Genomic DNA, 24,651 nt, shown 5'->3' on the forward strand with positions numbered 1-24,651 from the left:
GGAACAGATGACGACGGCTTATCCTTACGAAGTGCATGATTACGACGTGGTCGTGGTGGGGGCCGGCGGCGCGGGCTTGCGCGCCACGCTGGGCATGGCCGAACAGGGCCTGCGCACCGCCTGCGTGACCAAGGTCTTCCCGACCCGCAGCCATACGGTGGCGGCCCAGGGCGGCATCGCGGCCAGCTTGGGCAATATGGGCCCGGACAGCTGGCAATGGCACATGTATGACACGGTGAAGGGCAGCGACTGGCTGGGCGACACCGATGCGATGGAATATCTGGCGCGCGAGGCCCCGAAGGCGGTCTATGAGCTGGAGCATTACGGCGTGCCGTTCAGCCGCACCGAAGAGGGCAAGATCTATCAGCGCCCCTTCGGCGGCCATACGACCGAATATGGCGAAGGCCCGCCGGTGCAGCGCACCTGCGCCGCGGCCGACCGCACCGGCCACGCGATCCTGCACACGCTGTATGGCCAATCGCTGAAGAACAATGCCGAGTTCTACATCGAATATTTCGCCATCGACCTGATCATCACCGACGGCGTCTGCACCGGCGTGGTGACCTGGAAGCTGGATGACGGCACGATCCATGTCTTCAACGCCAAGATGGTGGTTCTGGCGACCGGCGGCTATGGCCGCGCCTATTTCTCGGCCACCTCGGCCCATACCTGCACCGGCGACGGTGGCGGCATGGTCGCGCGGGCCGGCCTGCCGCTGCAGGACATGGAATTCGTGCAGTTCCACCCGACCGGCATCTATGGCTCGGGCTGTCTGATCACCGAAGGCGCCCGCGGCGAGGGCGGCTATCTGACCAACAGCGAAGGCGAGCGCTTCATGGAGCGTTACGCTCCGCACTATAAGGACCTGGCGCCGCGCGACTATGTGTCCCGCTGCATGACGATGGAAATCCGCGAAGGCCGCGGCGTGGGCCCCAACAAGGACCATATCCATCTGCACCTGAACCACCTTCCGCGCGAGTCGCTGGAACTGCGCCTGCCGGGCATCACCGAAAGCGCCCGCATCTTTGCCGGCGTCGATCTGCACAAGGAACCGATCCCGGTTCTGCCGACGGTGCATTACAACATGGGCGGCATTCCCACCAACTATTGGGGCGAGGTGCTGAACCCGACCGCCGCCAATCCCGATGCGGTCTTCCCAGGCCTGATGGCGGTGGGCGAGGCGGGCTGTGCCTCGGTCCATGGCGCGAACCGTCTGGGATCGAACTCGCTGATCGACCTGGTGGTCTTCGGCCGCGCCGCGGCGATCCGCGCGGGGCAGGTGGTCCGCAAGGACGCGCCCGTGCCGGGCGTGAACAAGGCCGAGGTCGACAAGGCGCTGAGCCGCTTCGACGGCTTGCGCCATGCCAATGGCGGCACGCCCACGGCCGAGCTGCGGCTTGAGATGCAGCGCACCATGCAGGCCGACGCGGCCGTGTTCCGCACCGAGGCCACGCTGGCCGAGGGCGAGAAGAAGATGACCGCCATCGCCGGCAAGCTGGGCGATCTGAAGGTCACCGACCGCAGCCTGGTCTGGAACAGCGACCTGATGGAGACGCTGGAACTGACCAACCTGATGCCCAACGCGCTGGCGACGATCTACGGGGCGCATGCCCGGACCGAAAGCCGCGGCGCCCATGCGCATGAGGATCATCCGACGCGGGACGATGCCAATTGGCGCAAGCACACGCTGGCCTGGGTCGATGGCAACAAGGTCACGCTCGACTTCCGGCCGGTGCATGTCGATCCGCTGACGACCGAAGCGGATGGCGGCATCAGCCTGAAGAAGATCGCGCCGGCGGAGCGGAAGTTCTGATGGCGGGGCTGTGGCATGGGCGGGGGGCTGCGCGCGCGGGGGCGATCTGCCTGTGCCTTGTCCTTCCGGCCTGTGTGGCAGGGGGCCAGGCGGTGATGCAGGAGACGACCCGCGGCCTGGCGCGCAGCGCCGTGAATGCGGCCGCGCAGCGCTATGTCCCGGGCGTCAATGTCACGCCCTATACCGATTGCGTCATCAACAATGCCTCGACCGGAGAGCTGATCCAGCTGGCCCAGGCGGCCAGCGCGGGCGGGCAGGAAATCGCCACCCGCGCCTGGCCGGTGGTCAGAACCATCGCCAGCCGCCCCGAGGCGACGCAATGCTTCGTCACGACCCTCTCGGCCGGCGGAATGCTGGCCGCGCAGGGGGCCGCATTCGGAGGATTGTGATGACGAAGCTTGCCCTTGTCCCCTTGGCTTTCCTGGCGCTGGCGGCCTGCGATCCGCAGGCGATGGCCGACAAGACCACCCGCAACATGGCGGCCGATGTCGTCCGCCCGGTGGTTGGCCGCGACATGCCCGCCGCCCCGGCCGAGGCCGCGACGCAATGCATCCTGGATGCGGCGGCGGTTGAGGAACAGCGTGCCCTGGCCCGCGATTACGGGGTCGAGGCCGGCAGCCAGACGCGTGAAAACATCCGCAACATCGCCCTGCGCCCGGCAGCCCAAAGCTGCTTCGCGTCGCATGGCGTGCCGCCGGTGAAATGATGCGGCGCGCGGCTGTCCTTTCCCTGCTGGTGCTGCTGACCGCCTGCGGCCCGATGACGGTGCAGCAGGCCGAGCGCGAATGCTATGAACGGGCCCGGCTGGCCCAGCAACCGCGCGGTCAGGTCAAGATCGGCGGCACCTCGGGCGGCAAACTGGCCGGCGGGCTGGATCTGCATGTCTCTTCCGATTACCTGACGGGCAAGGACCCCTCGGCCGTCTACGAAACCTGCGTCATGGCGAAATCCGGCGAGCCGCCCTCGCGGCCGCTTTACGACAGACCCGACTGGAAAGGCTGATATCCCAATGGTCCAGTTCACGCTTCCGAAGAACTCGAAGATCCGCACCGGCAAGACCTGGCCCAAGCCCGAGGGCGCCAAGAACGTGCGGGCGTTCCACATCTATCGCTGGAATCCCGATGACGGGAAGAACCCGCAGATCGACACCTATTTCCTGGACATGGACAAATGCGGTCCCATGGTCCTGGACGCGCTGATCAAGATCAAGAACGAGATCGACCCGACGCTGACCTTCCGCCGGTCCTGCCGCGAAGGCATCTGCGGAAGCTGCGCGATGAACATCGACGGGCTGAACCATCTGGCCTGCATCTACGGGCTGGACGAGATCAAGGGCGACGTGAAGATCTACCCGCTGCCGCATGCGGCCGTGGTCAAGGACCTGATCCCGGACCTGACGCATTTCTATGCCCAGCATGCCTCGATCATGCCCTGGCTGGAAACCAAGACCAACACGCCGGGCAAGGAATGGCGCCAGTCGATCGAGGATCGGGCCAAGCTGGACGGGCTTTATGAATGCGTGATGTGCGCGTCCTGCAGCACGTCCTGCCCCAGCTACTGGTGGAATGCCGACCGCTATCTCGGGCCCGCCGCGCTGCTGCATGCCTATCGCTGGATCATCGATTCGCGCGATGAAGCCACGGGCGAGCGGCTGGATGCGCTGGAAGATCCGTTCAAGCTGTACCGCTGCCACACGATCATGAACTGCGCCGAGACCTGCCCGAAGGGGCTGAACCCGGCCAAGGCGATTGCCGAGATCAAGAAGATGATGGTCGAGCGCGTCGTCTGACGCGCGCGGGACCGGAATTTTCGAAAATTCCGGGCCGGAGCCTTCGCAGGCTCCGGCCCGATGTCTTTCAAGACATCGGCGCCAGGTCGGGAAACAGCGCGCGCAGGCCTTCGGCCGTGGCGGGGCAGATCCCGCGTTCGGTGATCAGGCCAGTCACCAGTTCCGCCGGCGTCACGTCGAAGGCCGGATTGACCGCCGCCGTCGTGGCGGGCGAGATCCGCACCCGGGCGATCCGGCCCTGATCGTCCAGGCCCTGCACATGGGTGACCTCGGCGCCGTCGCGGGTTTCAATCGGGATTTCGGCCAAGCCGTCCGTCACCCGCCAGTCGATGGTGGGCGAGGGCAGCGCGACATAGAAGGGCACGCCGTTGGCCCTGGCCGCCAGGGCCTTCAGATAGGTGCCGATCTTGTTGCAGACATCGCCGCGCGCGGTGGTGCGGTCGGTGCCGACGATCACCAGATCCACCAGCCCGCGCTGCATCAGATGGCCGCCGGCATTGTCGGTGATCAGGCTGTGGGCCACCCCATGCGCGCCCAGTTCCCAGGCGGTGATCTGGGCGCCCTGGTTGCGGGGGCGGGTCTCGTCGACCCAGACATGCAGGTCGATCCCTGCCTCATGCGCCTGATACAGCGGCGAGGTCGCGGTGCCCCAATCGACCGTCGCGGGCCAGCCCGCATTGCAATGGGTCAGCACGTTGACCCGGCCCTTGCGCGCCGCGATCGCGCGCAGAAGCGGCAGGCCATGGGCACCGATCCGGCGGTTCAACTCGACGTCCTCGTCGCAGATCGCCTGGGCCTCGGCTTCGGCGGCCGCCGCCCGGGCGACGGGCGGCAGCGGGGCCAGATGCGCCCGCATCCGGTCCAGCGCCCAGCGCAGGTTGATCGCGGTGGGGCGGGTTTCGTGCAGGATCTGCCAGGTTTCGGCCAGGCTGGCATCTGACGGGTCGGCCGCCATCTGCACCGCCATGCCCCAGGCCGCGGTCGCGCCGATCAGCGGCGCGCCGCGCACCCACATCTCGGCAATCGCGGTGGCAAAGGCGGCGCGGTCGGCCAGCGTCACGATCCGCAACTCATGCGGCAGCCAGCGCTGGTCGATGATCCTGACCTGCCCGTCTTCGGCCCAGATGGAACGGGTGGGCCTGCCGTCGATCTTCATGCTGCTTCTCCGGTCGCTGCCGAAGAACAGTCGCCGGCCCGGGCGCCCGCCGCAAGGGCTTTGCGCCGGGGCGCGCGGCATGGCAGAAGGGCGCATGCCGCTGCTTTTGCTGCTTCTGCTGATCGGCGTGCTGGCCTATCAATGGCATGTGCGCCGCACCTCGACCCTGACCCGGGCCTGCCGCTGGCGCCTGGACCGTGGTGTCGCGCCCGATTACTGGCGCTGCGCCGCCTGCGGGGCCGAGCAACGCGGGCCCGAGCCGCGCGATTGTCTGCGGCCCGGGCGCTAGGCCCGGATCGGGTCAGGCAAGGGGGTTAGCCGGCCAGGCAGTCCGACAGGGTTTTCGCAAGCCCGGTCAGGATCTGGCCATAGGCCTGCGGCCCCGGCGCATAGGTCGAGCCTTCGGGGTCCAGCGCGCCGCCCACCTTGGCGCCGGCGGCCTCGGCCATCTGGGTGACCAGCGCGGGATCGTGCTGGGCTTCGGGGAAGATGCACAGCGGGCCCGCGCCCTGCATCTTGGTGCGCAGCGCATCCAGCCGCTTGGCGCCGGGCGAGGCGGCATCGCCCAGGGCCACCGTGCCTTCGACCGCCAGGCCGTAATGATCGGCGAAATAGCCGTAGGCATCATGGAAGGCGACGAAAGGGTGATCCTTGACGGGCGCCAGAAGGGCCGTGGTCTCGGCATCGGCGGCGTCGATGGCGGCGATGGCGGCCTTGGCGTTCTGGGCGTAGCGCGCGGCGTTCTCCGGGTCGAGCCGGGACAGTTCGGCGGCGATCAGCCCGGCCCAGAGCCGGCCATTTTCGGGGTCAAGCCAGGCATGCGGATCGGTGCCGCTGTGGTGATGGTCTTCCTCGGCATGGGCATCGGCGGGGTCGTCGGCATGGTCGGCGCCGTGATCATGCGCTTCGTCGTGTTCGTGTTCGTGTTCGTGGTCGTGGTCGTGATCGTGTTCGTGATCATGGCCGGCCTCTTCGCCCTCGGCCTCGGCAAAGCTGCGCAGATGGGTGCCGGGGGCGGCCAGAAGGCCCAGCAGCGCCGCGCCTTCGGGGCGGGCATCGACGGCCTTGTCGAGCCAGGGCGTCAGTTCGGGCCCGACCCAGATCACCAGATCCGCGCCCGCCACCGCCGCGGCCTGGCTGGGCCGCATCTGGTAGGAATGCGGCGAGGCGCCGCGGTCCAGCAGCAGGTCGGGCGTGCCCAGCCCCTCCATCACCATCGCGGTCAGCGCCTGCACCGGCACGATATCGGTCACCACATTGGGCACCTCGGCCCGCGCCGCGCCGCCGCCTGCCGTGCCAATCGCCGTGCTGGCCAAAAGAAGTGCAATGATATAACGCATCGATACGTCCTCGCCTTGGGCCTTCCATCGGGCCGGGCCTGAGCTTATGTATGTTATAACCTAACAGGTCAAGAGGCGGAAATGTCCGATCCCTCCGAACCCCATCTGGCGACCGATCCCCACGCCTCTGGCGATGCCGATTGCCCCGGCTGTGCCGATCCCGGCGCGGCGTTCCAGGCGCATGACCATGCGCATTGCACCCATGACGTGCTGGACCGGGCCGAGGCGCTGGCGCGCAGCCAGGGCGCGCGGCTGACGCCGGTGCGGCGCCGGGTGCTGGAGATCCTGCTGGAAGAGCATCGCGCTTTGGGCGCCTATGACGTGCTGAACCGGCTGGCGGCGGAGGGGTTCGGCAACCAGCCGCCCGTTGCTTATCGGGCGCTGGATTTCCTGGTGGAACAAGGGCTTGCCCATCGCATTCGCCGGCTGAACGCCTTTGCCGCCTGCATGCATCCGGGCGAGGCGCATGCGCCCGCCTTCCTGATCTGCCGGGCCTGCAACGCGGTGGCCGAGGCGCCGGGCCGCCCGATCCGCGCCGCGCTGGACCAGGCCGCCGCGGCGATGGGCTTTGCCGTGGAACGCGCCACGGTCGAGGCGCTGGGCCTGTGCCCCGCCTGCCAGGGGGCAGGCGCATGACCGGGGCCGGACCCGATCCGCTGATCCAGGCGCGGCGACTGTGCCTGCGCTATGGCGGCGCCGAGGTGCTGCATGATGTCAGCCTGGCGTTGCATCCGGGCGAGATCGTCACCATTGTCGGCCCGAACGGATCGGGCAAATCCACGCTCTTGCGGGCGCTTCTGGGCATTCTGGCCCCGGCCGAGGGCCAGGTGACCCGCGCGCCGGGTCTGCGCATCGGCTATGTGCCGCAGCGGCTGATGATCGACCGGACCATGCCGATCACGCTGCGCCGCTTCCTGTCGCTGCCACATCGGGTGACCGAGGCCGAGGCGCAGGAGGCGCTGGCCAAGGTGGGGCTGGCGGGGCAGGGCGGGTTGCAGATGGCGGCGCTGTCGGGCGGGCAGATGCAGCGCGCGCTTCTGGCGCGGGCGCTGCTGGCGCGGCCGCAGGTGCTGATGCTGGACGAGCCGACCCAGGGGCTGGACCAGCCGGGCGAGGCGGCCTTCTACCGGCTGATCGAGGCGGTGCGGGCCGAAACCGGCTGCGCGGTGCTGATGGTCAGCCATGATCTGCATGTGGTCATGGCGGCCTCGGACCGGGTGATCTGCCTGAATGGCCATGTCTGCTGCGAAGGCACGCCACAGGTCGTGTCCTCGGCGCCGGAATATCGGGCGATGTTCGGGCTGGGCACGCAGGGCACGCTGGCGCTGTACCGGCACGAGCATGACCATGATCACGCGGGGCCGGCCGATCACCATCACCACCACCATGACCACAGCCACGACCATAGCCATAGTCACGGCGACACCCATAGCCATGGGCAGGACCCCCATCATGTTTGACGATTTCCTGATCCGTGCCGCTTTGGCGGGGGTGGGCCTGTCGCTGGCCACAGGTCCCTTGGGCGCCTTCGTGGTCTGGCGGCGGATGGCCTATTTCGGCGATGCCACCGCGCATGCGGCGATTCTGGGCGTGGCGCTGGCGCTGGCCACCGATCTGCCGATCACGCTTGGCACGCTGGTCGTCTCGGCGGCGATGGCGCTGACCGTGGCGGGGCTTGCGGCGCGCGGCTGGGCGATGGACACGACGCTGGGCGTGCTGGCCCATTCGGCGCTGGCCTTCGGGCTGGTCGCGGTCAGCTTCTTTCCCATGGTGCGCACCGATCTGTCGGCCTGGCTGTTCGGCGATATCCTGGCCGTGTCGAAGACCGAGCTGGCGCTGGTCTGGGCCGGGGGCGCGGTGGTGGCCGCACTGATCGCCTGGCGCTGGCAGGCGCTGCTGACCGCGACGCTGAACGAGGATCTGGCCCATGCCTCGGGCATTCATCCCGGGCGCGAACGGTTGGTTCTGGTGCTGGCGCTGGCGCTGACCGTGGCGGTGGCGCTGAAAGTGGTGGGGGCGCTGCTGATCGCGGCGATGCTGATCATCCCGGCCGCTGCCGCCCGCGGCATCGCCCGCAGCCCCGAGGCGATGGCGCTGGGGGCGGTGGCGATCGGCGCCACAGCCTCGCTGGCGGGGCTGCGGCTGTCGCTGTGGCAGGACACGCCGGCGGGCCCGTCGATCATCGTCGCGGCGGCGGCGGTCTTCGTGCTGGCGGCGGGCTTCGGGCGGATGCGCCGGCAGGGGTAGCGAACGGAGCTAACGAAAAAGAGGGCGCTTGCGCGCCCTCTTTCCCGATTGATCTGCCTGTATCGGGGCTTAGCCCTGATAATCGGCCATCGCCTTCAGCTGGTCTTCGGTCGCCATGGTGCGGAACTGCACCTCGCCGTCACTGGTCTTTTCGACCATCAGCTGGGTCTGATCCAGGGCGACGCGCTTTTCGCCGATGCCCAGGAAGCCGCCCACGTCGACGACCGCGGCCTCGACCTTGCCATCGGCATTCAGCTTGACGGCCGAGATCTCGCCCAGGTCTTCATCGTTCGGGCCCAGCACGCGCTTGCCGATCAGATCGGTCTCGGCATAGCTGTCAAGAACCAGGGTTTCCCCCGGCGCCACCGGCATGGCCTCGGCCGGAGCCGCGGCCGGATCGGCAACGGTGGCCTGGTCGGCCGGCAGGACCACATTGTCGGTGTTCTCGGCCGCCTTGGCTTCGAAGACCATATTCGGGTCAAACTCCGGCGCGGCTTCCAGAGCGGCCTTGCTGCCGTGGAAGACGATGAAATAGTCGTCCGGGCTATCGGAATCCGGCACCATGGTCAGTTCCGACAGCGACAGCGCCACGGTCTTGGCGCCGATCCCCAGGAAGCCGCCCACATCGACCAACACGGCTTCGGTATCGCCCGACAGGGTGATGATCAGGTCATTGATCTCGCCCACATCCTGCCAGTCGGCGCCGGCTTCGGCCACGGCGGTGGCCGACATGCCGGTCGTGTCGGCCTCGGTCACCCAGACGTCTTTGCCGATGAAATCGGAAGCACGCAGACCGCCTTGGATGCCGGGCAGAAAGGTCGGCGCGGTGGCGCCCGCCTCGGTCGAGGTCATCTCGGGCGTGGCGGGGGCGGTGGCGTCGGGCGCCAGAGCCGGATCGGCGGCAGGATCGGCCGCGGTCTGCGCGACGGCGGGCAGGGACGACAGCGCCAGAACAGAGGCGAGGGCGGTGGAAGCGATGAGCTTTTTCAAGGGCTTTCTCCGTATCACTGGGCGCGCGGACCGGCCAGACGGCTGGATCACGCACCGGTTACAAAGAGGAAACAACTTGGAGGAGATAAGGTTGCGACGCGACCGATCACAATGAATTCAGAGGGATGCAGGGAACGGGCGGGGCCTTTGCGCGTTGTCTTAGGTCCAGACGGCGGCCCAGATGGCAGCGCTGAGGCGGGTGCAAGCGGCCTGCGAAGGGCGGCCCGGGGGCGCCGGACCGCCCCGCGGATCACGACACCAGCCGCTTCAGCGCCGGAAGCGGCGACAGGATCGCCAGATCCAGCAGCAGCACCGCCAGGATCACCAGCCCAAGCACCGGAAAGGTCAGCGCCAGCGCCAGCGTGATCAGGATCGCACCCCTGGCATAGGGCAGTTCCTCAGGCCGGGGCGGGGCGGCCAGCCGCAGCGCGCCCGCGGGGCGGCGCTTCCACCACAGCACCAGCCCGGACAGGCACAGGCCCCAGATCGCGGCGCAGAAGCCAAGGTTCAGCACGATATTGGCCAGACCAAGCTGCCCTTCATGCAGCGCGATCCCCACCGCCATCGCCTTGCCGCCCAACCCGTATTCGGCAAAGCCCACATCGGCCAGGATCTTGCCGGTATAGCGGTCCAGATGCACCGTGCGGTCCGAGGTCGGGTCGGGGCTGTCATAGCTCATGGAATCGCGCGACAGGGTCCAGACCCCGGTCTCGCCCGCGGGGGCGGTGATCTGCACCCGCGCGTCAAAACCCAGCGCCCGGGCCCCGGCGAGAACCGTGTCCCAGGTCACCGGCAGATCGGCCGGGATCAGCTGCAGCCCGGCCTGGCTGCCGCTTTCCGGCAGCGGCGTCAGTTCCAGCGCCCAGGGCACCTCTTTCAGCGCGGTGTCGTTCAGGCTGGCATGGGTCTTGTCCGACAAAGGCGCGCCCCATTTCTCGGCGGGAAAGGCGCTCCAGGCCTGAACGATGCGGGTGCCCCAGATGCTGGCCCATGCGAGGCCCGAGATCAGGAAGAACACCAGCACCAGTGCGACCCAGCCGCCCAGCGCCGCATGCAGCGATTTCCAGAACGCCCGGCCGCGCGCGGCCAGGTTCGGCACGAACAGCGCCGACAGCCGGGTGCCGCGCGGCCAGGCCAGATACAGCCCTGTCGCGACCAGCAAAAGCCCCAGCGAGGCGGCGATTTCGATCATCACATCGCCCAGCCCGCCATCGCCGCCCAGAAGCAGCGTGCCGTGCAGATCGGTCAGCCATTCGTTCCAGGTTCCGGCCTCGGGCCGGTCGGCCAGCACCGTGCCGTCATAGGGGTTCAGCGCCAGAACCCGGGCGCCTGCGGGGGTGGCGATCCGCACCAAGGCCGGTTTTTCCGCGTCAATCGGCGTGGTCAGGCGCGTGGCCTGGCTGCCGGGATGGGCGGCCTCGGCCTCGGCCAGAAGCTGGTGCGCCTCCAGCGCCCGCTCGCCCCGGGCAATCGCGATCCGGTCGCCATATTCCGGCGCGATGGCGGTGAACCACAGGATCAGCGTGCCGGTCGCGGACAGCATGAGAAGGAAGGGGATGACGTAAAGCCCGGCATAGAAATGCCAGCGCCAGGCGGCGAAATACAGTTTGCTGACGACGGGCGAAGCCGCCGCCGGGGCGCGGGCCCCGTTCGGTGTTGCAGTCATGGATCAGTCCTGTCTGAGAATTCGGAAGGGCGAAAACGTCAGGACAGGGCAGGGGGGCCGGTGGCGGGCGGCAGGCCCGTCGCGCGGGCGAAGGCCAGAAGCGGCGGGGCGGCGGGCGGGGCCGCGCGCTGGGCGGCCTGGGTGGGCAGCAGCAGCGCCGGCAGGGCCAGATCGGCCACAGCCATCTGCCCGCAGGCCCAGGCGCAGCGGTCGGCCGGCGATTTCGGCGCAGGCTTCGACACCTCTCCGGTCAGCGGATCCAGCACCATCTCGACCGCGCCGTCGCCGGTACACAGCACCAGCACCAGCCCGCCATCGGCCGCCTGCGCCGGCATCACCGCGGGCGAGATCAGCGACAGGACCAGGAAGGGCGCCAGCAGCGCCCAGTCCAGCATCCGCCGCAGCCCGCGTGATTTTCCCCTGACCATGGCCCAGCCCTAGGCCAGCGCGCGGCCGCGCGTCAAGCGCGATCCCGCCCGGCCGCGATGTCGTTTTCGCATGTCGTTTTCGGATGCGGATTGTCGGGCCGGCTTGCCCGTTCCGGCCGCGCTCTGTCACATATGGCCGCAGCCAAATGCAGGAGAGACTCGGGCCATGAAGACGCATGTGAAGGCGCTGGTCGTCGGCGGCGGGGCAGTGGGGACGGGCATCGCCTATCACCTTGCCAAGGCCGGCTGGGACACGATGCTGGTCGAACGCGACGAGCTGACCTCGGGCTCGACCTGGCATGCCGCGGGCCTGCTGCCTTTGTTCAACATGAGCTATGCGACGACCCATATCCACAAATACTCGGTGGATTTCTACAAGGGGCTTGAGGCCGAGACGGGGCTGAACCCGGGCTTCTACGTCGTCGGCAACCTGCGCATGGCCCAGACGCAGGACCGGATGGACGAATACATGCTGTATAGCAGCGTGGCCGAAACCGCCGGGGTCTATCACGAATTCCTGACCCCCGCGCAGATCAAGGAGCGCTGGCCGCTGGTGCGCACCGAAGACCTGAAGGGCGCGCTGTTCCATCCGCAGGACGGCTATATCAACCCCGCCGATGTGACCCAGGCCATGGCCAAGGGCGCGCGGCAGCTGGGTGTCACGATCGAGCGCAAGATCCAGGTCGACAGCTATTTCTGGACCGGCGACGAATGGCTCGTCACCTGTTCGCGCATGGAAGAGCGGGGCGGGATGCTGCTGCCCTCGGCCGAGAAGTTCGAGATCCGGGCCGAACATGTGGTGACGGCGACCGGCAACCACGCGCAGCGCACCGCGCGCTTGCTGGGCATCAAGATCCCCGCGATTCCGGTCGAACACCAGTATATCGTGACCGAGCCGGACCCGGCGCTGGTGGAATGGCGCAAGACCAATCCGCAGCATCCGGTCCTGCGCGATGCCGATGCGAAATGGTATGTGCGCGAGGAACGCGGCGGCTGGATTCTGGGCCCCTATGAAAAGGGCGCCCCGGCGCGCTTCCCCTATGAGGTGCCCGACAGTTTCCGCGCCGACCTGTTCCCCTTGGATCTGGAGCGGATCGAGGCGGAATACATGTCGATGATCCACCGGCTGCCGTCTTCGGAAACCGTGGGTCTGAAGGATGATTTCAACGGCCCGATCTGCTACACGCCCGATGGCAACCCGCTGGTCGGCCCGGCGCCGGGCCTGCGCAACATGTGGCTGGCGGAAGGGTTCAGCTTCGGCATCACCGCCGCGGGCGGCACCGGCCATTACCTGGCCCAGCTGATGACCGAAGGCGAGGCCGAGATCGACATGGCCAGCCTTGATCCGCGGCGCTACAGCGGCTGGATGACCACCGAATATGCGGCGCGCAAGAACGAGGAATGCTACGACCACGTCTTCGTCCTGCACCACCCCGATGAGGAACGCGAAGCCTGCCGCCCGCTGCGCACCGCGCCGGCCTATGACCGCCAGAAGGAGATGGGCGCGCAATTCGGCCAGGTGAATGGCTGGGAGCGGCCGAATTACTATGGCCCGAAGGATGCGCCGGCCGGGTTCGACCATGACAGCCGCAGCTTCCGCCGCGGCGCCTGGTGGCCCTTTGCCAAGGCCGAGGCCGAGGCGGTGCGCAACACCGTGGGCATCATCGACGCCTCGGCCTTTACCAAGCATCTGGTCCGCGGCCCGGGTGCGACGGAATTCCTGGACCAGTTCACCTGCAACAAGCTGCCCAAGGTGGGCCGCATCAACCTGACCTATGCGCTGACCGATCATGGCACGGTGCGGACGGAATACACGATCGTGCGGCTGGCCGAGGAGGAATATTACCTGATCTCGGCCGGGGCCTGGACGGCCTATGATGCCGATTTCCTGAAGAAATCCATTCAGGATTTCATCGGCGCGGGCGGGGCCCATGTCGATATGCATGACGTCACCACGCAATGGGGCGTCTATGCGCTGGCCGGGCCGAATGCCCGCGCTCTGCTGGCCGAGATCGTCAAGGATCGCGACCCGGCCACGGTTCTGGGCAACAAGCGCTTCCCCTGGCTTTCCTATCGCGACATCGAACTGGGCATGTGCCCGGTGCGCGCGATCCGTGTCGCCTATACCGGCGAACTGGGCTGGGAGCTGCATTACCCGATCGAATTCGGCCGCTACCTGTGGGACCTGATCTGGTCGGTCGGCGAAAAGCACGGGCTGAAGGGCGTGGGCGCGCGGGCGCAGAACTGGCTGCGGCAGGAGAAATCCTATCGCGCCTTCGGCTCGGATCTGGGTCGCGATGCAACGCCGCTGGAAGGCGGGCTCGACCGTTTCGTCGATCTGGAGAAGGAGTTCCGCGGCAAGGCGAAGATGCTGGAAACCGGCATCCGCGCCAAATGCGTGACCGTGCTGATCGACGGGCCTGCGGATACCGATCCCTGGGGGAAAGAGGCCCTGTTGGTCGATGGCCAGAAGGTCGGCCGGCTGACCTCGGGCGGCTATTCGGTGGCCTTCGGGAAGCAGATCGGCATGGGCTATGTCCGCCCCGATCTGGCCGAGGTGGGCACCAAGCTGAAGGTGAAGATCCTGCTGCAGGAATGGGATGCGGTGGTGACCGAAGACAGCCCGTTCGATCCGTCCAACGCGCGCATCCGCGTCGACGGGTAAGCGATTTCTTCGAAGAAATCGCGCCGGAGCCTTCAAAGGCTCCGGTCCGAAATCTTCGAAGATTTCGGTGCTATTTCAGCCGGCCGGAAACCTTGGCCCACCACCAGCGCGTGCCGACCAAGAGAAACCGCCAGTCCTTGAAGAACTCGGGCGGCTTGCCCTCGACCCAATGGCCGATGAACTGCAAGAGCCAGCCCAGCAGGAACAGGCCCAGCGCCCAGGGCCAAAGCCCGGCCACGAAAAGCGACAGCAGGCCCAGCCCGATCGACAGCACGATCATCGGGATGCCGAAGGCATGGGTCAGCTGATTCCAGCGGTTCCTGTGGCTTTGCGCATATTGCGCGATCCAGTCATCCCAGCTTCTTCCGCCCAGCATCGCATCCCTCCCCCCGCGGCCCTGCGACCCAAGGCTAGGGCCGCGCAGGCCGGCCGGGCAAGCGCGACGTCAGGTCAAGCCGGGGACTACAGGCCGCGCGCGGCCAGCCACAGGCCCCAATCGGCGGCCGAGCCGGCGAAGACGTTCAGGTCGACCTTGCCGGAAATCCCCGGCACCAGCCCGGTCGAGCTGTATTGCCAGAAGGTCCAGGGATGGCCGTCATACAGGTCTTGCGGATGTTTCGCGACGGCCCGCAGCCAGAAATCGGCGCCCTGGACCTTCCACATCTCATTGTCTTCAAAGAAGTCGATCGAGGTGTAAAGGATCGGCCTTGTGCCGTAATGCCGGGTCAGCGCGGCGATGAAGACCTTGGCCTCGGCCCGGATCGTCGCGGAATCGCGGCGGATGGTGCAGCTGGGCGAGAAGGGGGTCCATTCCATGTCCAGAACCGGCGGCAGCATGCCGGCGGTCTTCGGCACATGGCGGATGAACCAGGCCGCCTGTTCCGAGGCGGGGCGGCAATGGTAGAAGAAGTGATAGGCGCCGCGGCGCAGGCCCGCCCGGCCGGCGCCGCGCCAATGGTCGTGGAACCGCTCATCCACCCGGTCGCCGCCCTCGGTCGCCTTGATGAAGGCGAAGTTGACGCCATTGGCCCGCGCGGTGGCCCAGTCGATCTGGCCCTGATACTTGGCCACGTCGATGCCATGCACGGCGAAGGCCTGCGGTGGCTTGCCCGACCAGCTGTCGATCGGATGGGCATCGGCGAAATTCGGCGCCACGACCTGATCGGCGGGCAGGGCGGCGGCGGGACGGGCCGCCGGCGCATGGGTCGCGGCGTGGCGACCGCCGCCACAGGCGGCCAGAAGAAGGGCGAAACACAGAACAAGGGCGCGAGTCATGCCGGCCATGCTGGCCGCAGCCGCGCGCCTTGTCAGCCCCCATTCGGGCGGGGCGCGGGTCAGCTGTGGCCGAAATCCGCCGCCGTGATCACACCGTCATCGTTGCGGTCCATCCGCTTGAACCAGCGCGGCGTGCCGTCCAGGAATTCGTTCTGGTCGATCTGGCCGTCGCCATTGCGATCCAACCCCGCGCGTTCCTGCGCCGCGGGCCGATCCCAGCCCAGTCCCAGCGGGTCATGCTTGCCCTTGCCCTTCTTGTCGTGGTCCTTTTCCTTGCCCTTTTCCTTCCCCTTCCCCTTTTCCTTCCCCATGCCGGCCGCCTCGCGCTGGTCCTGCATCATCTGCTGTTCCAGCGCGCGCAGGGCGTCCAGATCGGCCCATTCCGTGGCCGAGAACACCCCGTTCTCATCGGCGTCGAAAGCGGCGAAGATATTGCCGCGGCGGATCAGCGCCTCGTCCAGCGTCACCGCGCCGTCGCCATCCTGATCCCAGATGGTGACGAATTGCGCGCCGGGCGTCAGGGCCGTGCCGTCCTGCCCGCCCGCGCCGGGGGCGGTCTGGGCAAAAGCGGTCTGGGCAAATGCGGTGGTCGAGACAAGCAGCAGGGCGGAAAATCTGGCTGTGATCCGTGTCATGGCGGGCTCCTTCACATTCCTTGTGACGAATGTGAAACGCCGCCCCGCCCGCCTTCCGTCGCCGCGACGGCGCCGAAATCAGGCCGCGGGCTGCGACAGCTCGTCCCAGCAGGCCAGCGCATGGGCGGCATACATCAGCGCCGGCCCGCCGCCCATCTGGATCGCCATGCCCAGAACATCGCCCAGCTCTTCGCGGCTGGCCCCGGCCTTCATCAGCGCCTCGACATGGAAATTGACGCAGGGCTCGCAGCGCTGGGCGATGGCGATGCCCAGGGCCACATATTCCTTTTCCTTCACCCCCAAGGCGGGGCTGTCCTTCACCGCCTTCGACAAGTCGCCAAAGGCGGTTGCCGCCTGCGGGATCAGCCGGTTCATCACCCGCAACTCGCCGCGCATATCGGCGATCTTTTCCTTGTAGCGCATGGTCTTCTCCTGTTCTGGCTGCCAGACCTTGCCAAGCCGCACGGGGCGCGGCCTTGACCTGAATCAAGCCATATTCAGGATGCGGAATATTTAAGCGAAGCGCGCGGGCGACAGCGCCGCCACCGTGGCCGGCGCCAGCGCGGGCGTGCGGCCCGCCACCAGATCGCCCACCAGCTGCGAGGCAGCGGCCGAGCTTTGGAACCCATAGCCGCCCTGGCCCGCGCACCAGAAAAACGCGGGGTCCTGCGGCGCGAAGCCGATCACCGGCACCCGGTCGGGCGCGAAGGTGCGCAACCCCGCCCAAGAGGCGATCAGCCGTGTCACCGGCGCGGTGACGAACCCCTCGTAGCGCGCCAGGCCCTCGGCCAGCACCATGTCGTCGGCCCAGGCATCATGCGGGTCCTGCGGATCTTCCTCGGCCGGCGAGACGATCAGCGCCCCGGCATCGGGTTTCATGTACCAGTCTTCGCCCGGGCCGAAGACCATTGGCCAGCGCGAGACATCGAGGCCCGCCGGCGCCGGAATCCGCGCCATCGAGCGGCGCAGCGGCGTGAAGCCCAAAGGCGCGATCCCGGCCATCTGCGCGATCCGGTCGACCCAGGCGCCCGCGGCATTGACCAGCACCCGCGCCTCGGCCGTGCCGCCGGGCCAGTCGACCCGCCAGCCGGAGGGCGTGCGGGCAATGGCGCTGACCGGCGCCTTCTGCGTGATCGTCGCGCCATGGCTGCGGGCGTCGCGGGCGAAATGCTGGATCAGAAGGTCGGTGTCGATATCCTCGGCATGGGCGGCGAAGCCGGCCATCTTCACCACATCCGGGTTCAGGATCGGGATCATCTCGCAGGCCTGGGCAACCGGGATCGGCAGATATTGCATCGCGGCAAGATCGGCGTCGAAGGCGGCGCGCTGGTCTTCGCGGGCGATCAGCAGCAGGCCGCGCGGCGTCAGCAGCCCGTCCAGCGCGCGAAAGAAATCGCCCGAGGCCATCGACAGATCCACCACGGGCGGCAGGCCGTAATAGGGTTCGTACAGCGCGGCCGAGCGGCCCGAGGCGTGATGGGCCAGCGCCGCTTCGGCCTCCAGCACCAGGACCGAGCCCTGGGGCGCCAGACGGGCCGCGGCGGATATGCCGGCGATGCCGCCGCCGATGATCAGGAAATCGTGGGTCATGTGCTTCTCCGCCGTCCCAAGGCCAGAGAAGCAAAGCGGCGCGCCCATTGCAAGCCGCGCCGCGGGCCGATTTTTCGCCGAAAAATCGCGCGCCTACCCCTGGCGGGTTTCCTTCAGCTTGTCGATGCCCAGAACCTTCAGCGCCAACCCCTCGTAGAAGGGTTCCGAGGTGCCCTTCCTGACCTTGCGCAGGAAGTATTTCTCGAAGCCCACCTTGGCCAGATGCACCCATCTGCCCGAGGACGACCAGTTCACGTTGCGCGGCGGGATCTGCGGCTGGGCCACGAAGGCCACGCCCCCATCGCCGAAATCGGCCAGGCAGACGGCGTTCCAGCTGCCGACCTGGTCGGGCGCCTTGCCGCGCAGAAGATTGCCGATGTTCTGCGCCGTGGCGGTCACCATCGACTCGATCATGAAGCCGGTCTTCGGCACGCCGCAGGGCACGGGCGTTGGCGCCATGGGCGGGATCGCCACGCAGACGCCGACCGCAAAGATGTTGCGGTATTTCGGGTTCTGCTGGTGCTGGTCGACGATGGTAAACCCGCGCGGATTGCTGAGGCCTTCAATCCCCGACACTGCCTTGATGCCGCGAAAGGCCGGCAGCATCATCGAGAAGGCGAAGGGCAATTCCGTCTCGGCCTTGACCGAGCCGTCGTCATTGATCTGTTCGACGGTCATCTTGCCGGCCTCGACCTGCTTCACCCGGGTCGAGGTCATCCATTTGATATGCTTGCCGCGCATCTCGGATTCAAGAAGGCCCTTGGTGTCGCCCACCCCATCCAGGCCCAGATGGCCGATATAGGGTTCGGAGGTGACAAAGGTCATCGGCACCTTGTCGCGGATCCTGGCCCGGCGCAGCGCGGTTTCCAGGATGAACAGGAATTCATAGGCGGGGCCAAAGCAACTGGCGCCCTGGGCCGCGCCCACGATCACGGGACCGGGGTTTTTCAGCAGCGTCTCGAATGCCGTCTGCGCCTGTTCGGCATGGTCGACATGGCAGACCGACTGGGTGAAACCTCCATGAGGGCCGAAGCCCGGGATCTCGTCAAAGGCCAGCTCCGGCCCGGTGGCGATGACAAGATAGTCATAGGTCACATCGCTGCCATCGACCAGGCGGATGCGGTTTTCCTGTGGCAGCAGCCGCTCGGCCGCGACGGGTTTGAAGGCAATGCCCTTGCGGGCCATGGTCGCGGCCAGGTCGACCGAGATCTCGTCGCGCCGGCGCCAGCCGACGGCGATCCAGGGGTTCGAGGGCACGAAGTGATAGACCGGATCGCGGGTCACCACGGTGATCGTATCTTCGGGCCGAAGCTGAGCGCGCAGTTCATAGGCCATGATCGACCCGCCAAGCCCCGCCCCCAATACCACGATATGCGCCATCTGATCCCTCCCGACTGGCTGCCGACTCCCCTTCGGCTTGATTTGTATATATTCGAATGCATGAATTTCAAAGCGCCGATTGCGGCCCGCGACGATCTGGCCGGCGCAAAGAAAAAGGCCCGCCGAAGCGGGCCTTTCCCATTGTGCAAGGGCAGGGCGGCTTATTGCGGGATATCGCCCTTCACGCCTTCGACATAAAAGCCCATGCCCAGCAGGTCGCCATCCGGGGCGGTCTGGCCTTCGGCCAGCCAGGCGCTGCCATCCTGCTTGTTGATCGGGCCGGTGAAGGGGTGGAAGGTGCCGGCGGCGATCGCATCGCGCATCGCCTCGGCCTCGGCCTTCACCTCGGCCGGCACGGCTTCGGTGATCTCGCCGATCAGCACTTCGCCGCCGGCAATGCCTTCCCAGGCATCGACCTGCTCATAGGTGCCATCCAGCAGCGCGCCCACGCGCTTGATGTAATAGGGGCCCCAGTTGTCGATGATCGAGGTCACCCGCGGGCTGGGCTTGTATTCCGCCATGTCCGAGGCCTGGCCAAAGCCCAGCACGGCGCCATTGGTCTTGGCGGCTTCGGCCAGAGGTGCTGTGGAATCGGTATGGCTGGCGATGAAGTCGATGCCCTGGTCGATCAGCGCCTTGGCGGCATCGGCCTCTTTCGCCGGGTCGAACCAGGTGAAGGCCCAGACCACCGTCACTTCGACATCCGGATTCACCTTCTTCGCCGCCAGGTAATAGGCGTTGATCCCCATGATCACTTCGGGGATCGGGAACGAGGCGATATAGCCGATCTTGTTCGATTTGGTCATGCGGCCGGCGATCAGCCCCTCGACGGCGCGGCCTTCATAGAAGCGCGCGTTGTAGGTCGAGACATTGGCGCTGTCGCGCTTGAAGCCGGTGGCATGTTCGAATTTCACATCGGGGAACTTCGCGGCGATCGCATTCACCTGGTCCATGTAGCCGAAGGAGGTGGCGAAGATGATGTTGCAGCCGCCCAGCGCCATCTGGGTCAGAACCCGCTCGGCATCGGCGCCTTCGGGGACGCTTTCCTGATACTGGGTCTCGACCTTGTCGCCGAAGGCTTCCTGCACGGCCAGCGTGCCCTGATGGTGCTGGAAGGTCCAGCCGCCGTCGCCGATCGGGCCGACATAGATGAAGCAGGCCTTCACCTTGTCCATCCCCTGGGCGAAGGCGCCGCCCGCCATGGCCAGGGCCATCCCCATCGCGGCGCCGGCCAGCAGGTTTCTGCGTTTCATTCGGTACTCTCCCCGTTGTGGCAAGGCCCTGATCGACCCCGCGAATTGTGCCCGCCTAGCGCGAGGCGTGAAAGTTCTGTCCCAGCGCCGCCGGCGCGTTCAACCCCGCCCGGCCCCGACCCGACGACATGATCACCAGGACCAGGATCGTTACCAGATAGGGGGCCATCGACAAGTATTCGACCGGAATCACACTTCCAGCCGCCTGCAGATTAAGCTGAAGCTGGCTGATTCCGCCAAAAAGATATGCACCGATCAGCGCGCGCCAGGGTTTCCAGCTGGCAAAGACCACGATGGCCAGCGCGATCCAGCCCGCTCCGGCGGTGATCCCGTCCACCCATTGCGGCACGCGCACCAGGCTGATGTAGGCCCCGCCCATGCCGGCCATCGCCCCGCCGAACAGGATCGCCAGCAGGCGGATGCGGTTGACCTTGTAGCCCAGCGCATGCGCGGCCTCGTGGCTTTCTCCCACCGCGCGCAGGACCAGCCCGATCCGGGTTGCCTTCAGCACCCACCAGGTCGCGGCCACCATGGCGATCGAGAAATAGACCACCCAGTCATGCGCGAACAGGATCGGCCCCAGCACCGGCAGATCAGCCAGGGGCCCCAGCGGCACATCGCCGGTATGGGGCGGCTTGATGCCGTTATAGCCCTGGCCGGCCAGCGACGAGACGCCCAGGCCGAACAGCGTCAGCGCCAGGCCCGTGGCCACCTGATTGGCCAGGAAGACCAGCGTCAGCAGCGCGAAGACCGCCGACAGTGCGGCCCCGGCCAGCGCGCCGCCCAGAAAGCCCAGAACCGGGCTGCCGGTCGTCACCGCCGCGATGAAGCCGCCGATCGCGCCGATGATCATCATCCCCTCGACGCCCAGATTCAGCACGCCCGACCGCTCGACCACCAACTCGCCGATCGCCGCCAGAAGGATCGGCACCGCGGCCACCATCAGGCTTGCCACCAGCACCACAAGGTTGATCCCGCCGATCTCCATCACTTCGCCCCCGCCGCTGCGGCCCCCGCCATCCGGCGGAAGCGGTAATTGGTCAGCACGTCCACCGCCAGAAGGAAGAACAAAAGCATGCCCTGGAAGACCTGGATCGCCGCGGCGGGCAGGCCCAGATTGGTGGCCGCCATCTCGCCGCCCACATAGGTCAGCGCCATCAACAGCCCCGCCAGCACGATGCCCAGCGGGTTCAGCCGGCCCAGGAAGGCCACGATGATCGCGGTGAAGCCGTAGCCCGAGGAAAAGTCGATGCTGATCTTGCCCGCGGGCCCCGTCACCTCGAACAGCCCCGCCAGGCCGGCCAGCGCGCCCGATATCCCCATGCACAAAACCGTCAGCACCGTCGGGCTGACGCCATGAAAGCGCGCGGCCCGCGGCGCCTGGCCCGAGAGCCGGATCTGAAAGCCCAGCACATGCCGCGTCAGCAGCAGATAGGCCGCCACCGCCACGCCCAGCGCCGCCACGCCGCCCCAATGCAGGCCCGACCCGGCGATCAGCTCGGGGTTGGCCGCGGCGGGGTAAGAGCTGAAATTGCGGCTGCCCGGGAAGCCCGCGCCTTCAGGATTGCGCAGAAACCCGGTTGCGGCCTTGGCCAGGATCGTCTCGGCCACATAGACCAGCATCAGCGAGACCAGGATCTCGTTGGTGTTGAACCGCGTTTTCAGAAGCGCCGGTATCATCGCCCAAAGCCAGCCGCCAAAGGCGCCAGCCAGGATCATCGCCGGAAAGATCAGCCGGCTTTCGGTCGGATAGAAGGCCAGGCCCACGGCCGCGCCGCAGATCGCGCCCATGATATACTGGCCCTCGGCGCCGATGTTCCAGATCCCGGCGCGAAAGCCCAGCGCCAGCCCGATCGCGATCAGGATCAACGGCCCCGCCTTCACCAGCAGCTGCCCGCGCAGATACCAGGCGAATTCGCCGAAGACCGGATCCCAGAAGATCGTCTTGATCACCAGGAACGGGTTCTTGCCCATGGCGGCGAACAAAAGCCCCCCCGCCAGCATGGTCAGCACCACCGCCGCAACCGGCGTCGCATAAAGCCAGAACCGCGAGGGCGTCGGCCGTTTCTCAAGCCGGAACATGACCTGCCCCCTTCCTCTCTGCAAAAATATCCCGGGGGGTCCGGGGGGCTGGCTCCCCGCTTTGCCGTCCGGCCCGCCGCCCGCTCCGGTGCGCCTCATTCCACATGATGCGCCACCTCCATGCCGTGCGCGCCGCCCATCATCAGCCCGATCTCGTCCATGCTCAGCCCCTGCACCGGCCGCGGCCTGGTCAGCCGCCCCTCGTTCAGCACCGCGAACATGTCCGAGACCTCAAGCAATTCGTCCAGATCCTGGCTGATCACCACCACCGCAGCACCCGCCGCCGCCTGGTCCAGGATCTTCTGCCGGATCGCCGCCGCCGCGGCCGCGTCGACCCCCCAGGTCGGCTGGTTGATCACGATGACGCCCGCGCCCTGCAGCAATTCGCGCCCGATCAGGAATTTCTGCAGATTGCCGCCCGACAGGGCCCGTGCCGCGACATCGGGGCCCGGCGTGCGCACGTCGTAATCGGCGATGATCTCTTCGGCGAAGGCGCGGGTCTTCGCCCAGTCGATGAAGCCGCCCCGCGCCAGCTGCCGCCGCAGCCCGGCGGTCAGAAAGGCATTCTCGACCAGGCTCATATCCGGCGCCGCGGCATGGCCGTAGCGGTCTTCGGGCGCCGCCACCAGCCCCGCCCGCCGCCGCTCGGTCGGGCCAAGATCGCCCGCGGGCTGGCCGTTGACCCGCAGCTTGTCGGGATCGGTCTTCAATTCGCCCGACAGCGCCAGCAGCAATTCGTCCTGCCCGTTGCCGGCCACGCCGGCAATGCCCAGCACCTCGCCCTTGGCCACGGTGAAGGACACGTCTTTCAGCGCCGTGCCGAAGGGAATGGGCGAGGCGACCGACAGGTCGCTGACCCCCAGCGCCACTTCGCCCTTCGGGCCCGGCACCCGCTGCGGCGGGGTCAGCGTGGCGCCCACCATCATCTCGGCCATCTCGCGGGCCGAGCGGTCTTTCGGAATGCAAGTGCCGACCACCCGGCCGCGCCGCAGGATCGTGGCCGCATCGCAAAGCGTGCGGATCTCTTCCAGCTTGTGGCTGATATACAGGATCGCCGTGCCCTCGGCCGACAATTGCCGCAGGGTGCGGAACAGGATTTCCACCTCTTGCGGGGTCAGAACCGAGGTCGGCTCGTCCATGATCAACAGCTTCGGATCCTGCAGCAGGCAGCGGATGATCTCGACCCGCTGGCGCTCGCCGGCAGACAGGTCGCCGATCAGCCGCGACGGGTCCAGCGGCAGGCCGTATTCCTCGGACACGGCGCGGATGCGCGTTGCCAATTCCCGCATCGGCGGCGGCGTTTCCATGCCCAGGGCCACATTCTCGGCCACGGTCAGCGCTTCGAACAGGCTGAAATGCTGGAAGACCATGGCCACGCCCAGCCGCCGCGCCTCGGCCGGTTTCGCCGGCGCATAGGGGCGGCCATGCAGATGCATCGCGCCGCTGTCGGGCTTCACCAGCCCGTAGATCATCTTCACCAGCGTCGATTTGCCGGCACCATTCTCGCCCAGAAGCGCATGAACCTCGCCCGCGCCCACGGTGAAGCCGATATCGGCATTGGCCACCACGCCCGGATAGGCCTTGGTCACCCCCTCGATGCGCAACAATTCGGGCCTTGCCGTCCCCGGTTCCGTCCCTGTCCCCGTCATCCCGCGTTCTCCTGTCGTGACGCGTTGGTCTTTCGTCTCAGCAGCGCCGCCGCCACCCCGATGGCGATCGCCTGCGGATGCTTGCCCAGGCCCGGATCGCCGATCGGGCAGTCGATCCGCGCCACCGCCGCCGGCGCATGGCCCAAAGCCGCCAGCCGCGACCGGAACCGCGCCCATTTCGTGGCACTGCCAATCAGCCCGCAGCCGGCAAAGCCCCGGCGCAGCGCCGCATGACACAAAGCCAGATCCAGCGCATGCGAAAAGGTCACGATCAGATGCTCGGCCGCCACCGGCGCGTTGTCCATCAGCCCCTCGGGCGCGGGCGCGATGCGCGGCAAGACCCCGGGGGGAAGCGTGTCGGGGAAGCGGTCCGGCGCCACATCGACCCAGGTCACCGCAAAGCCCGGCAAGGGCGCCAGAACCGAGACCAGCGCCCGGCCGACATGGCCCGCGCCCCAGACCCAGATCTGCCGCTCGGGCCGGGCCAGCGGCTCGACCATCCAGCCCTGCAGAAAGGCCGGGCGCGGCAGCACCCCTTCGCCCCGCGCCGCGGCCAGAAGCCGCTTCACCGCAAGCGGCATGGGCCGGTCCTCGACGGCGCGGGCAAAGACCGGCTCGGTGGCCGGGGGCAGGCGGGCCGCATCGAAGATCTCGGTCAGCACGGTCACCCGCCCGCCGCAGCACTGACCCAAA

26 protein-coding genes are annotated in these 24,651 nt (G+C 67.5%); 10 read left to right on the plus strand and 16 right to left on the minus strand.

Annotated features, from left to right (window positions below):
- Positions 1-7 precede the first annotated feature (7 nt).
- The 5 genes from sdhA to K1Y73_RS11625 are packed head-to-tail and all read left to right on the plus strand — an operon-like array spanning position 8 to position 3,602.
- Entirely contained in the window at positions 8-1,813 is a 1,806-nt protein-coding gene (gene sdhA / locus K1Y73_RS11605; protein ID WP_225028458.1) for a succinate dehydrogenase flavoprotein subunit, read from the plus strand.
- On the plus strand, positions 1,813-2,202 hold the full coding sequence (locus K1Y73_RS11610) for a succinate dehydrogenase (protein ID WP_225028459.1): 390 nt from the start codon (positions 1,813-1,815) through the stop codon (positions 2,200-2,202). The genes sdhA and K1Y73_RS11610 overlap by 1 nt, the downstream gene beginning before the upstream one ends.
- Positions 2,202-2,519, plus strand: a complete 318-nt coding sequence (locus K1Y73_RS11615) for a hypothetical protein (protein WP_225028460.1) — start codon at positions 2,202-2,204, stop codon at positions 2,517-2,519. The genes K1Y73_RS11610 and K1Y73_RS11615 overlap by 1 nt, the downstream gene beginning before the upstream one ends.
- A complete protein-coding gene (locus tag K1Y73_RS11620; RefSeq protein ID WP_225028461.1) occupies positions 2,519-2,815 on the plus strand; it encodes a hypothetical protein in 297 nt (98 codons plus the stop codon). The genes K1Y73_RS11615 and K1Y73_RS11620 overlap by 1 nt, the downstream gene beginning before the upstream one ends.
- A gap of 7 nt (positions 2,816-2,822) precedes the next feature.
- Complete coding sequence (locus K1Y73_RS11625) at positions 2,823-3,602, plus strand: succinate dehydrogenase iron-sulfur subunit (RefSeq protein WP_225028462.1); 780 nt, start codon at positions 2,823-2,825, stop codon at positions 3,600-3,602.
- A gap of 67 nt (positions 3,603-3,669) precedes the next feature.
- Here the strand turns inward: K1Y73_RS11625 and mtnA are convergent, their stop codons facing one another.
- A complete protein-coding gene (mtnA, locus tag K1Y73_RS11630) occupies positions 3,670-4,758 on the minus strand; it encodes an S-methyl-5-thioribose-1-phosphate isomerase (protein ID WP_225028463.1) in 1,089 nt (362 codons plus the stop codon).
- Between the two features lie 94 nt (positions 4,759-4,852).
- On the opposite strand from mtnA, the gene K1Y73_RS11635 reads away from it, so the two are divergent.
- A complete protein-coding gene (locus tag K1Y73_RS11635; protein ID WP_225028464.1) occupies positions 4,853-5,047 on the plus strand; it encodes a hypothetical protein in 195 nt (64 codons plus the stop codon).
- 25 nt (positions 5,048-5,072) lie between these two features.
- On the opposite strand, the gene K1Y73_RS11640 is transcribed toward K1Y73_RS11635, so the two are convergent.
- Positions 5,073-6,098 carry a zinc ABC transporter substrate-binding protein gene (locus K1Y73_RS11640; RefSeq protein WP_225028465.1) on the minus strand — a complete coding sequence of 342 codons (1,026 nt, stop codon included), beginning with the start codon at positions 6,096-6,098 and terminating at the stop codon, positions 5,073-5,075.
- Between the two features lie 81 nt (positions 6,099-6,179).
- Between K1Y73_RS11640 and K1Y73_RS11645 the strand changes: the two genes are divergently transcribed.
- From K1Y73_RS11645 to K1Y73_RS11655, 3 genes are read left to right on the plus strand one after another with little or no spacing between them, the layout of a single operon-like run.
- Entirely contained in the window at positions 6,180-6,734 is a 555-nt protein-coding gene (locus K1Y73_RS11645; RefSeq protein ID WP_225028466.1) for a Fur family transcriptional regulator, read from the plus strand.
- Positions 6,731-7,558: an ATP-binding cassette domain-containing protein gene (locus K1Y73_RS11650; RefSeq protein WP_225028467.1), complete on the plus strand. Its 828-nt coding sequence runs from the start codon at positions 6,731-6,733 to the stop codon at positions 7,556-7,558. The genes K1Y73_RS11645 and K1Y73_RS11650 overlap by 4 nt, the downstream gene beginning before the upstream one ends.
- A complete protein-coding gene (locus tag K1Y73_RS11655) occupies positions 7,551-8,345 on the plus strand; it encodes a metal ABC transporter permease (protein ID WP_225028468.1) in 795 nt (264 codons plus the stop codon). The genes K1Y73_RS11650 and K1Y73_RS11655 overlap by 8 nt, the downstream gene beginning before the upstream one ends.
- Positions 8,346-8,414: 69 nt before the next feature.
- Here the strand turns inward: K1Y73_RS11655 and K1Y73_RS11660 are convergent, their stop codons facing one another.
- From K1Y73_RS11660 to K1Y73_RS11670, 3 genes are all read right to left on the minus strand, one after another.
- The gene (locus K1Y73_RS11660; protein ID WP_225028469.1) at positions 8,415-9,335 is read right to left on the minus strand and encodes a PRC-barrel domain-containing protein; all 921 of its coding nucleotides are present in this window, start codon (positions 9,333-9,335) and stop codon (positions 8,415-8,417) included.
- A 250-nt stretch (positions 9,336-9,585) separates the two neighbouring features.
- A complete protein-coding gene (locus tag K1Y73_RS11665; protein ID WP_225028470.1) occupies positions 9,586-11,001 on the minus strand; it encodes a PepSY-associated TM helix domain-containing protein in 1,416 nt (471 codons plus the stop codon).
- Positions 11,002-11,039: 38 nt separating this feature from the next.
- A complete protein-coding gene (locus K1Y73_RS11670) occupies positions 11,040-11,429 on the minus strand; it encodes a hypothetical protein (protein ID WP_225028471.1) in 390 nt (129 codons plus the stop codon).
- A 166-nt stretch (positions 11,430-11,595) separates the two neighbouring features.
- Here K1Y73_RS11670 and K1Y73_RS11675 point away from each other — a divergent pair, with 166 nt between their 5' ends.
- On the plus strand, positions 11,596-14,094 hold the full coding sequence (locus K1Y73_RS11675) for a GcvT family protein (RefSeq protein ID WP_225028472.1): 2,499 nt from the start codon (positions 11,596-11,598) through the stop codon (positions 14,092-14,094).
- A gap of 70 nt (positions 14,095-14,164) precedes the next feature.
- Here the strand turns inward: K1Y73_RS11675 and K1Y73_RS11680 are convergent, their stop codons facing one another.
- The 11 genes from K1Y73_RS11680 to xdhC form a co-directional block, all read right to left on the minus strand.
- Positions 14,165-14,470, minus strand: coding sequence for an Mpo1-like protein (locus K1Y73_RS11680; RefSeq protein ID WP_225028473.1), 306 nt, complete (start codon positions 14,468-14,470; stop codon positions 14,165-14,167).
- 86 nt (positions 14,471-14,556) lie between these two features.
- Entirely contained in the window at positions 14,557-15,369 is an 813-nt protein-coding gene (locus K1Y73_RS11685; RefSeq protein WP_225028474.1) for a glycoside hydrolase family 25 protein, read from the minus strand.
- A gap of 59 nt (positions 15,370-15,428) precedes the next feature.
- The gene (locus K1Y73_RS11690) at positions 15,429-16,004 is read right to left on the minus strand and encodes an EF-hand domain-containing protein (RefSeq protein WP_225028475.1); all 576 of its coding nucleotides are present in this window, start codon (positions 16,002-16,004) and stop codon (positions 15,429-15,431) included.
- 78 nt (positions 16,005-16,082) lie between these two features.
- Entirely contained in the window at positions 16,083-16,427 is a 345-nt protein-coding gene (locus K1Y73_RS11695; protein WP_225028476.1) for a carboxymuconolactone decarboxylase family protein, read from the minus strand.
- A 90-nt stretch (positions 16,428-16,517) separates the two neighbouring features.
- Entirely contained in the window at positions 16,518-17,594 is a 1,077-nt protein-coding gene (locus K1Y73_RS11700; protein ID WP_225028477.1) for an NAD(P)/FAD-dependent oxidoreductase, read from the minus strand.
- A 93-nt stretch (positions 17,595-17,687) separates the two neighbouring features.
- A complete protein-coding gene (locus K1Y73_RS11705; protein WP_225028478.1) occupies positions 17,688-18,974 on the minus strand; it encodes an NAD(P)/FAD-dependent oxidoreductase in 1,287 nt (428 codons plus the stop codon).
- A gap of 161 nt (positions 18,975-19,135) precedes the next feature.
- Positions 19,136-20,227 (minus strand): BMP family ABC transporter substrate-binding protein, encoded by a 1,092-nt coding sequence (locus tag K1Y73_RS11710; RefSeq protein WP_225028479.1) that lies wholly within the window; start codon positions 20,225-20,227, stop codon positions 19,136-19,138.
- Positions 20,228-20,282: 55 nt separating this feature from the next.
- A complete protein-coding gene (locus K1Y73_RS11715; RefSeq protein ID WP_225028480.1) occupies positions 20,283-21,215 on the minus strand; it encodes an ABC transporter permease in 933 nt (310 codons plus the stop codon).
- On the minus strand, positions 21,215-22,309 hold the full coding sequence (locus K1Y73_RS11720; protein ID WP_225028481.1) for an ABC transporter permease: 1,095 nt from the start codon (positions 22,307-22,309) through the stop codon (positions 21,215-21,217). Before K1Y73_RS11720 ends, K1Y73_RS11715 begins: the two co-directional genes overlap by 1 nt.
- 95 nt (positions 22,310-22,404) lie before the next feature.
- The gene (locus K1Y73_RS11725; protein ID WP_225028482.1) at positions 22,405-23,958 is read right to left on the minus strand and encodes an ABC transporter ATP-binding protein; all 1,554 of its coding nucleotides are present in this window, start codon (positions 23,956-23,958) and stop codon (positions 22,405-22,407) included.
- On the minus strand, positions 23,955-24,651 hold a 697-nt coding region (xdhC, locus tag K1Y73_RS11730), incomplete at its 5' end, for a xanthine dehydrogenase accessory protein XdhC (protein ID WP_225028483.1). The genes xdhC and K1Y73_RS11725, both read right to left, overlap by 4 nt.

It is taken from the genome of Xinfangfangia pollutisoli (assembly GCF_020179405.1).
Classification (GTDB): domain Bacteria; phylum Pseudomonadota; class Alphaproteobacteria; order Rhodobacterales; family Rhodobacteraceae; genus Pseudogemmobacter; species Pseudogemmobacter pollutisoli.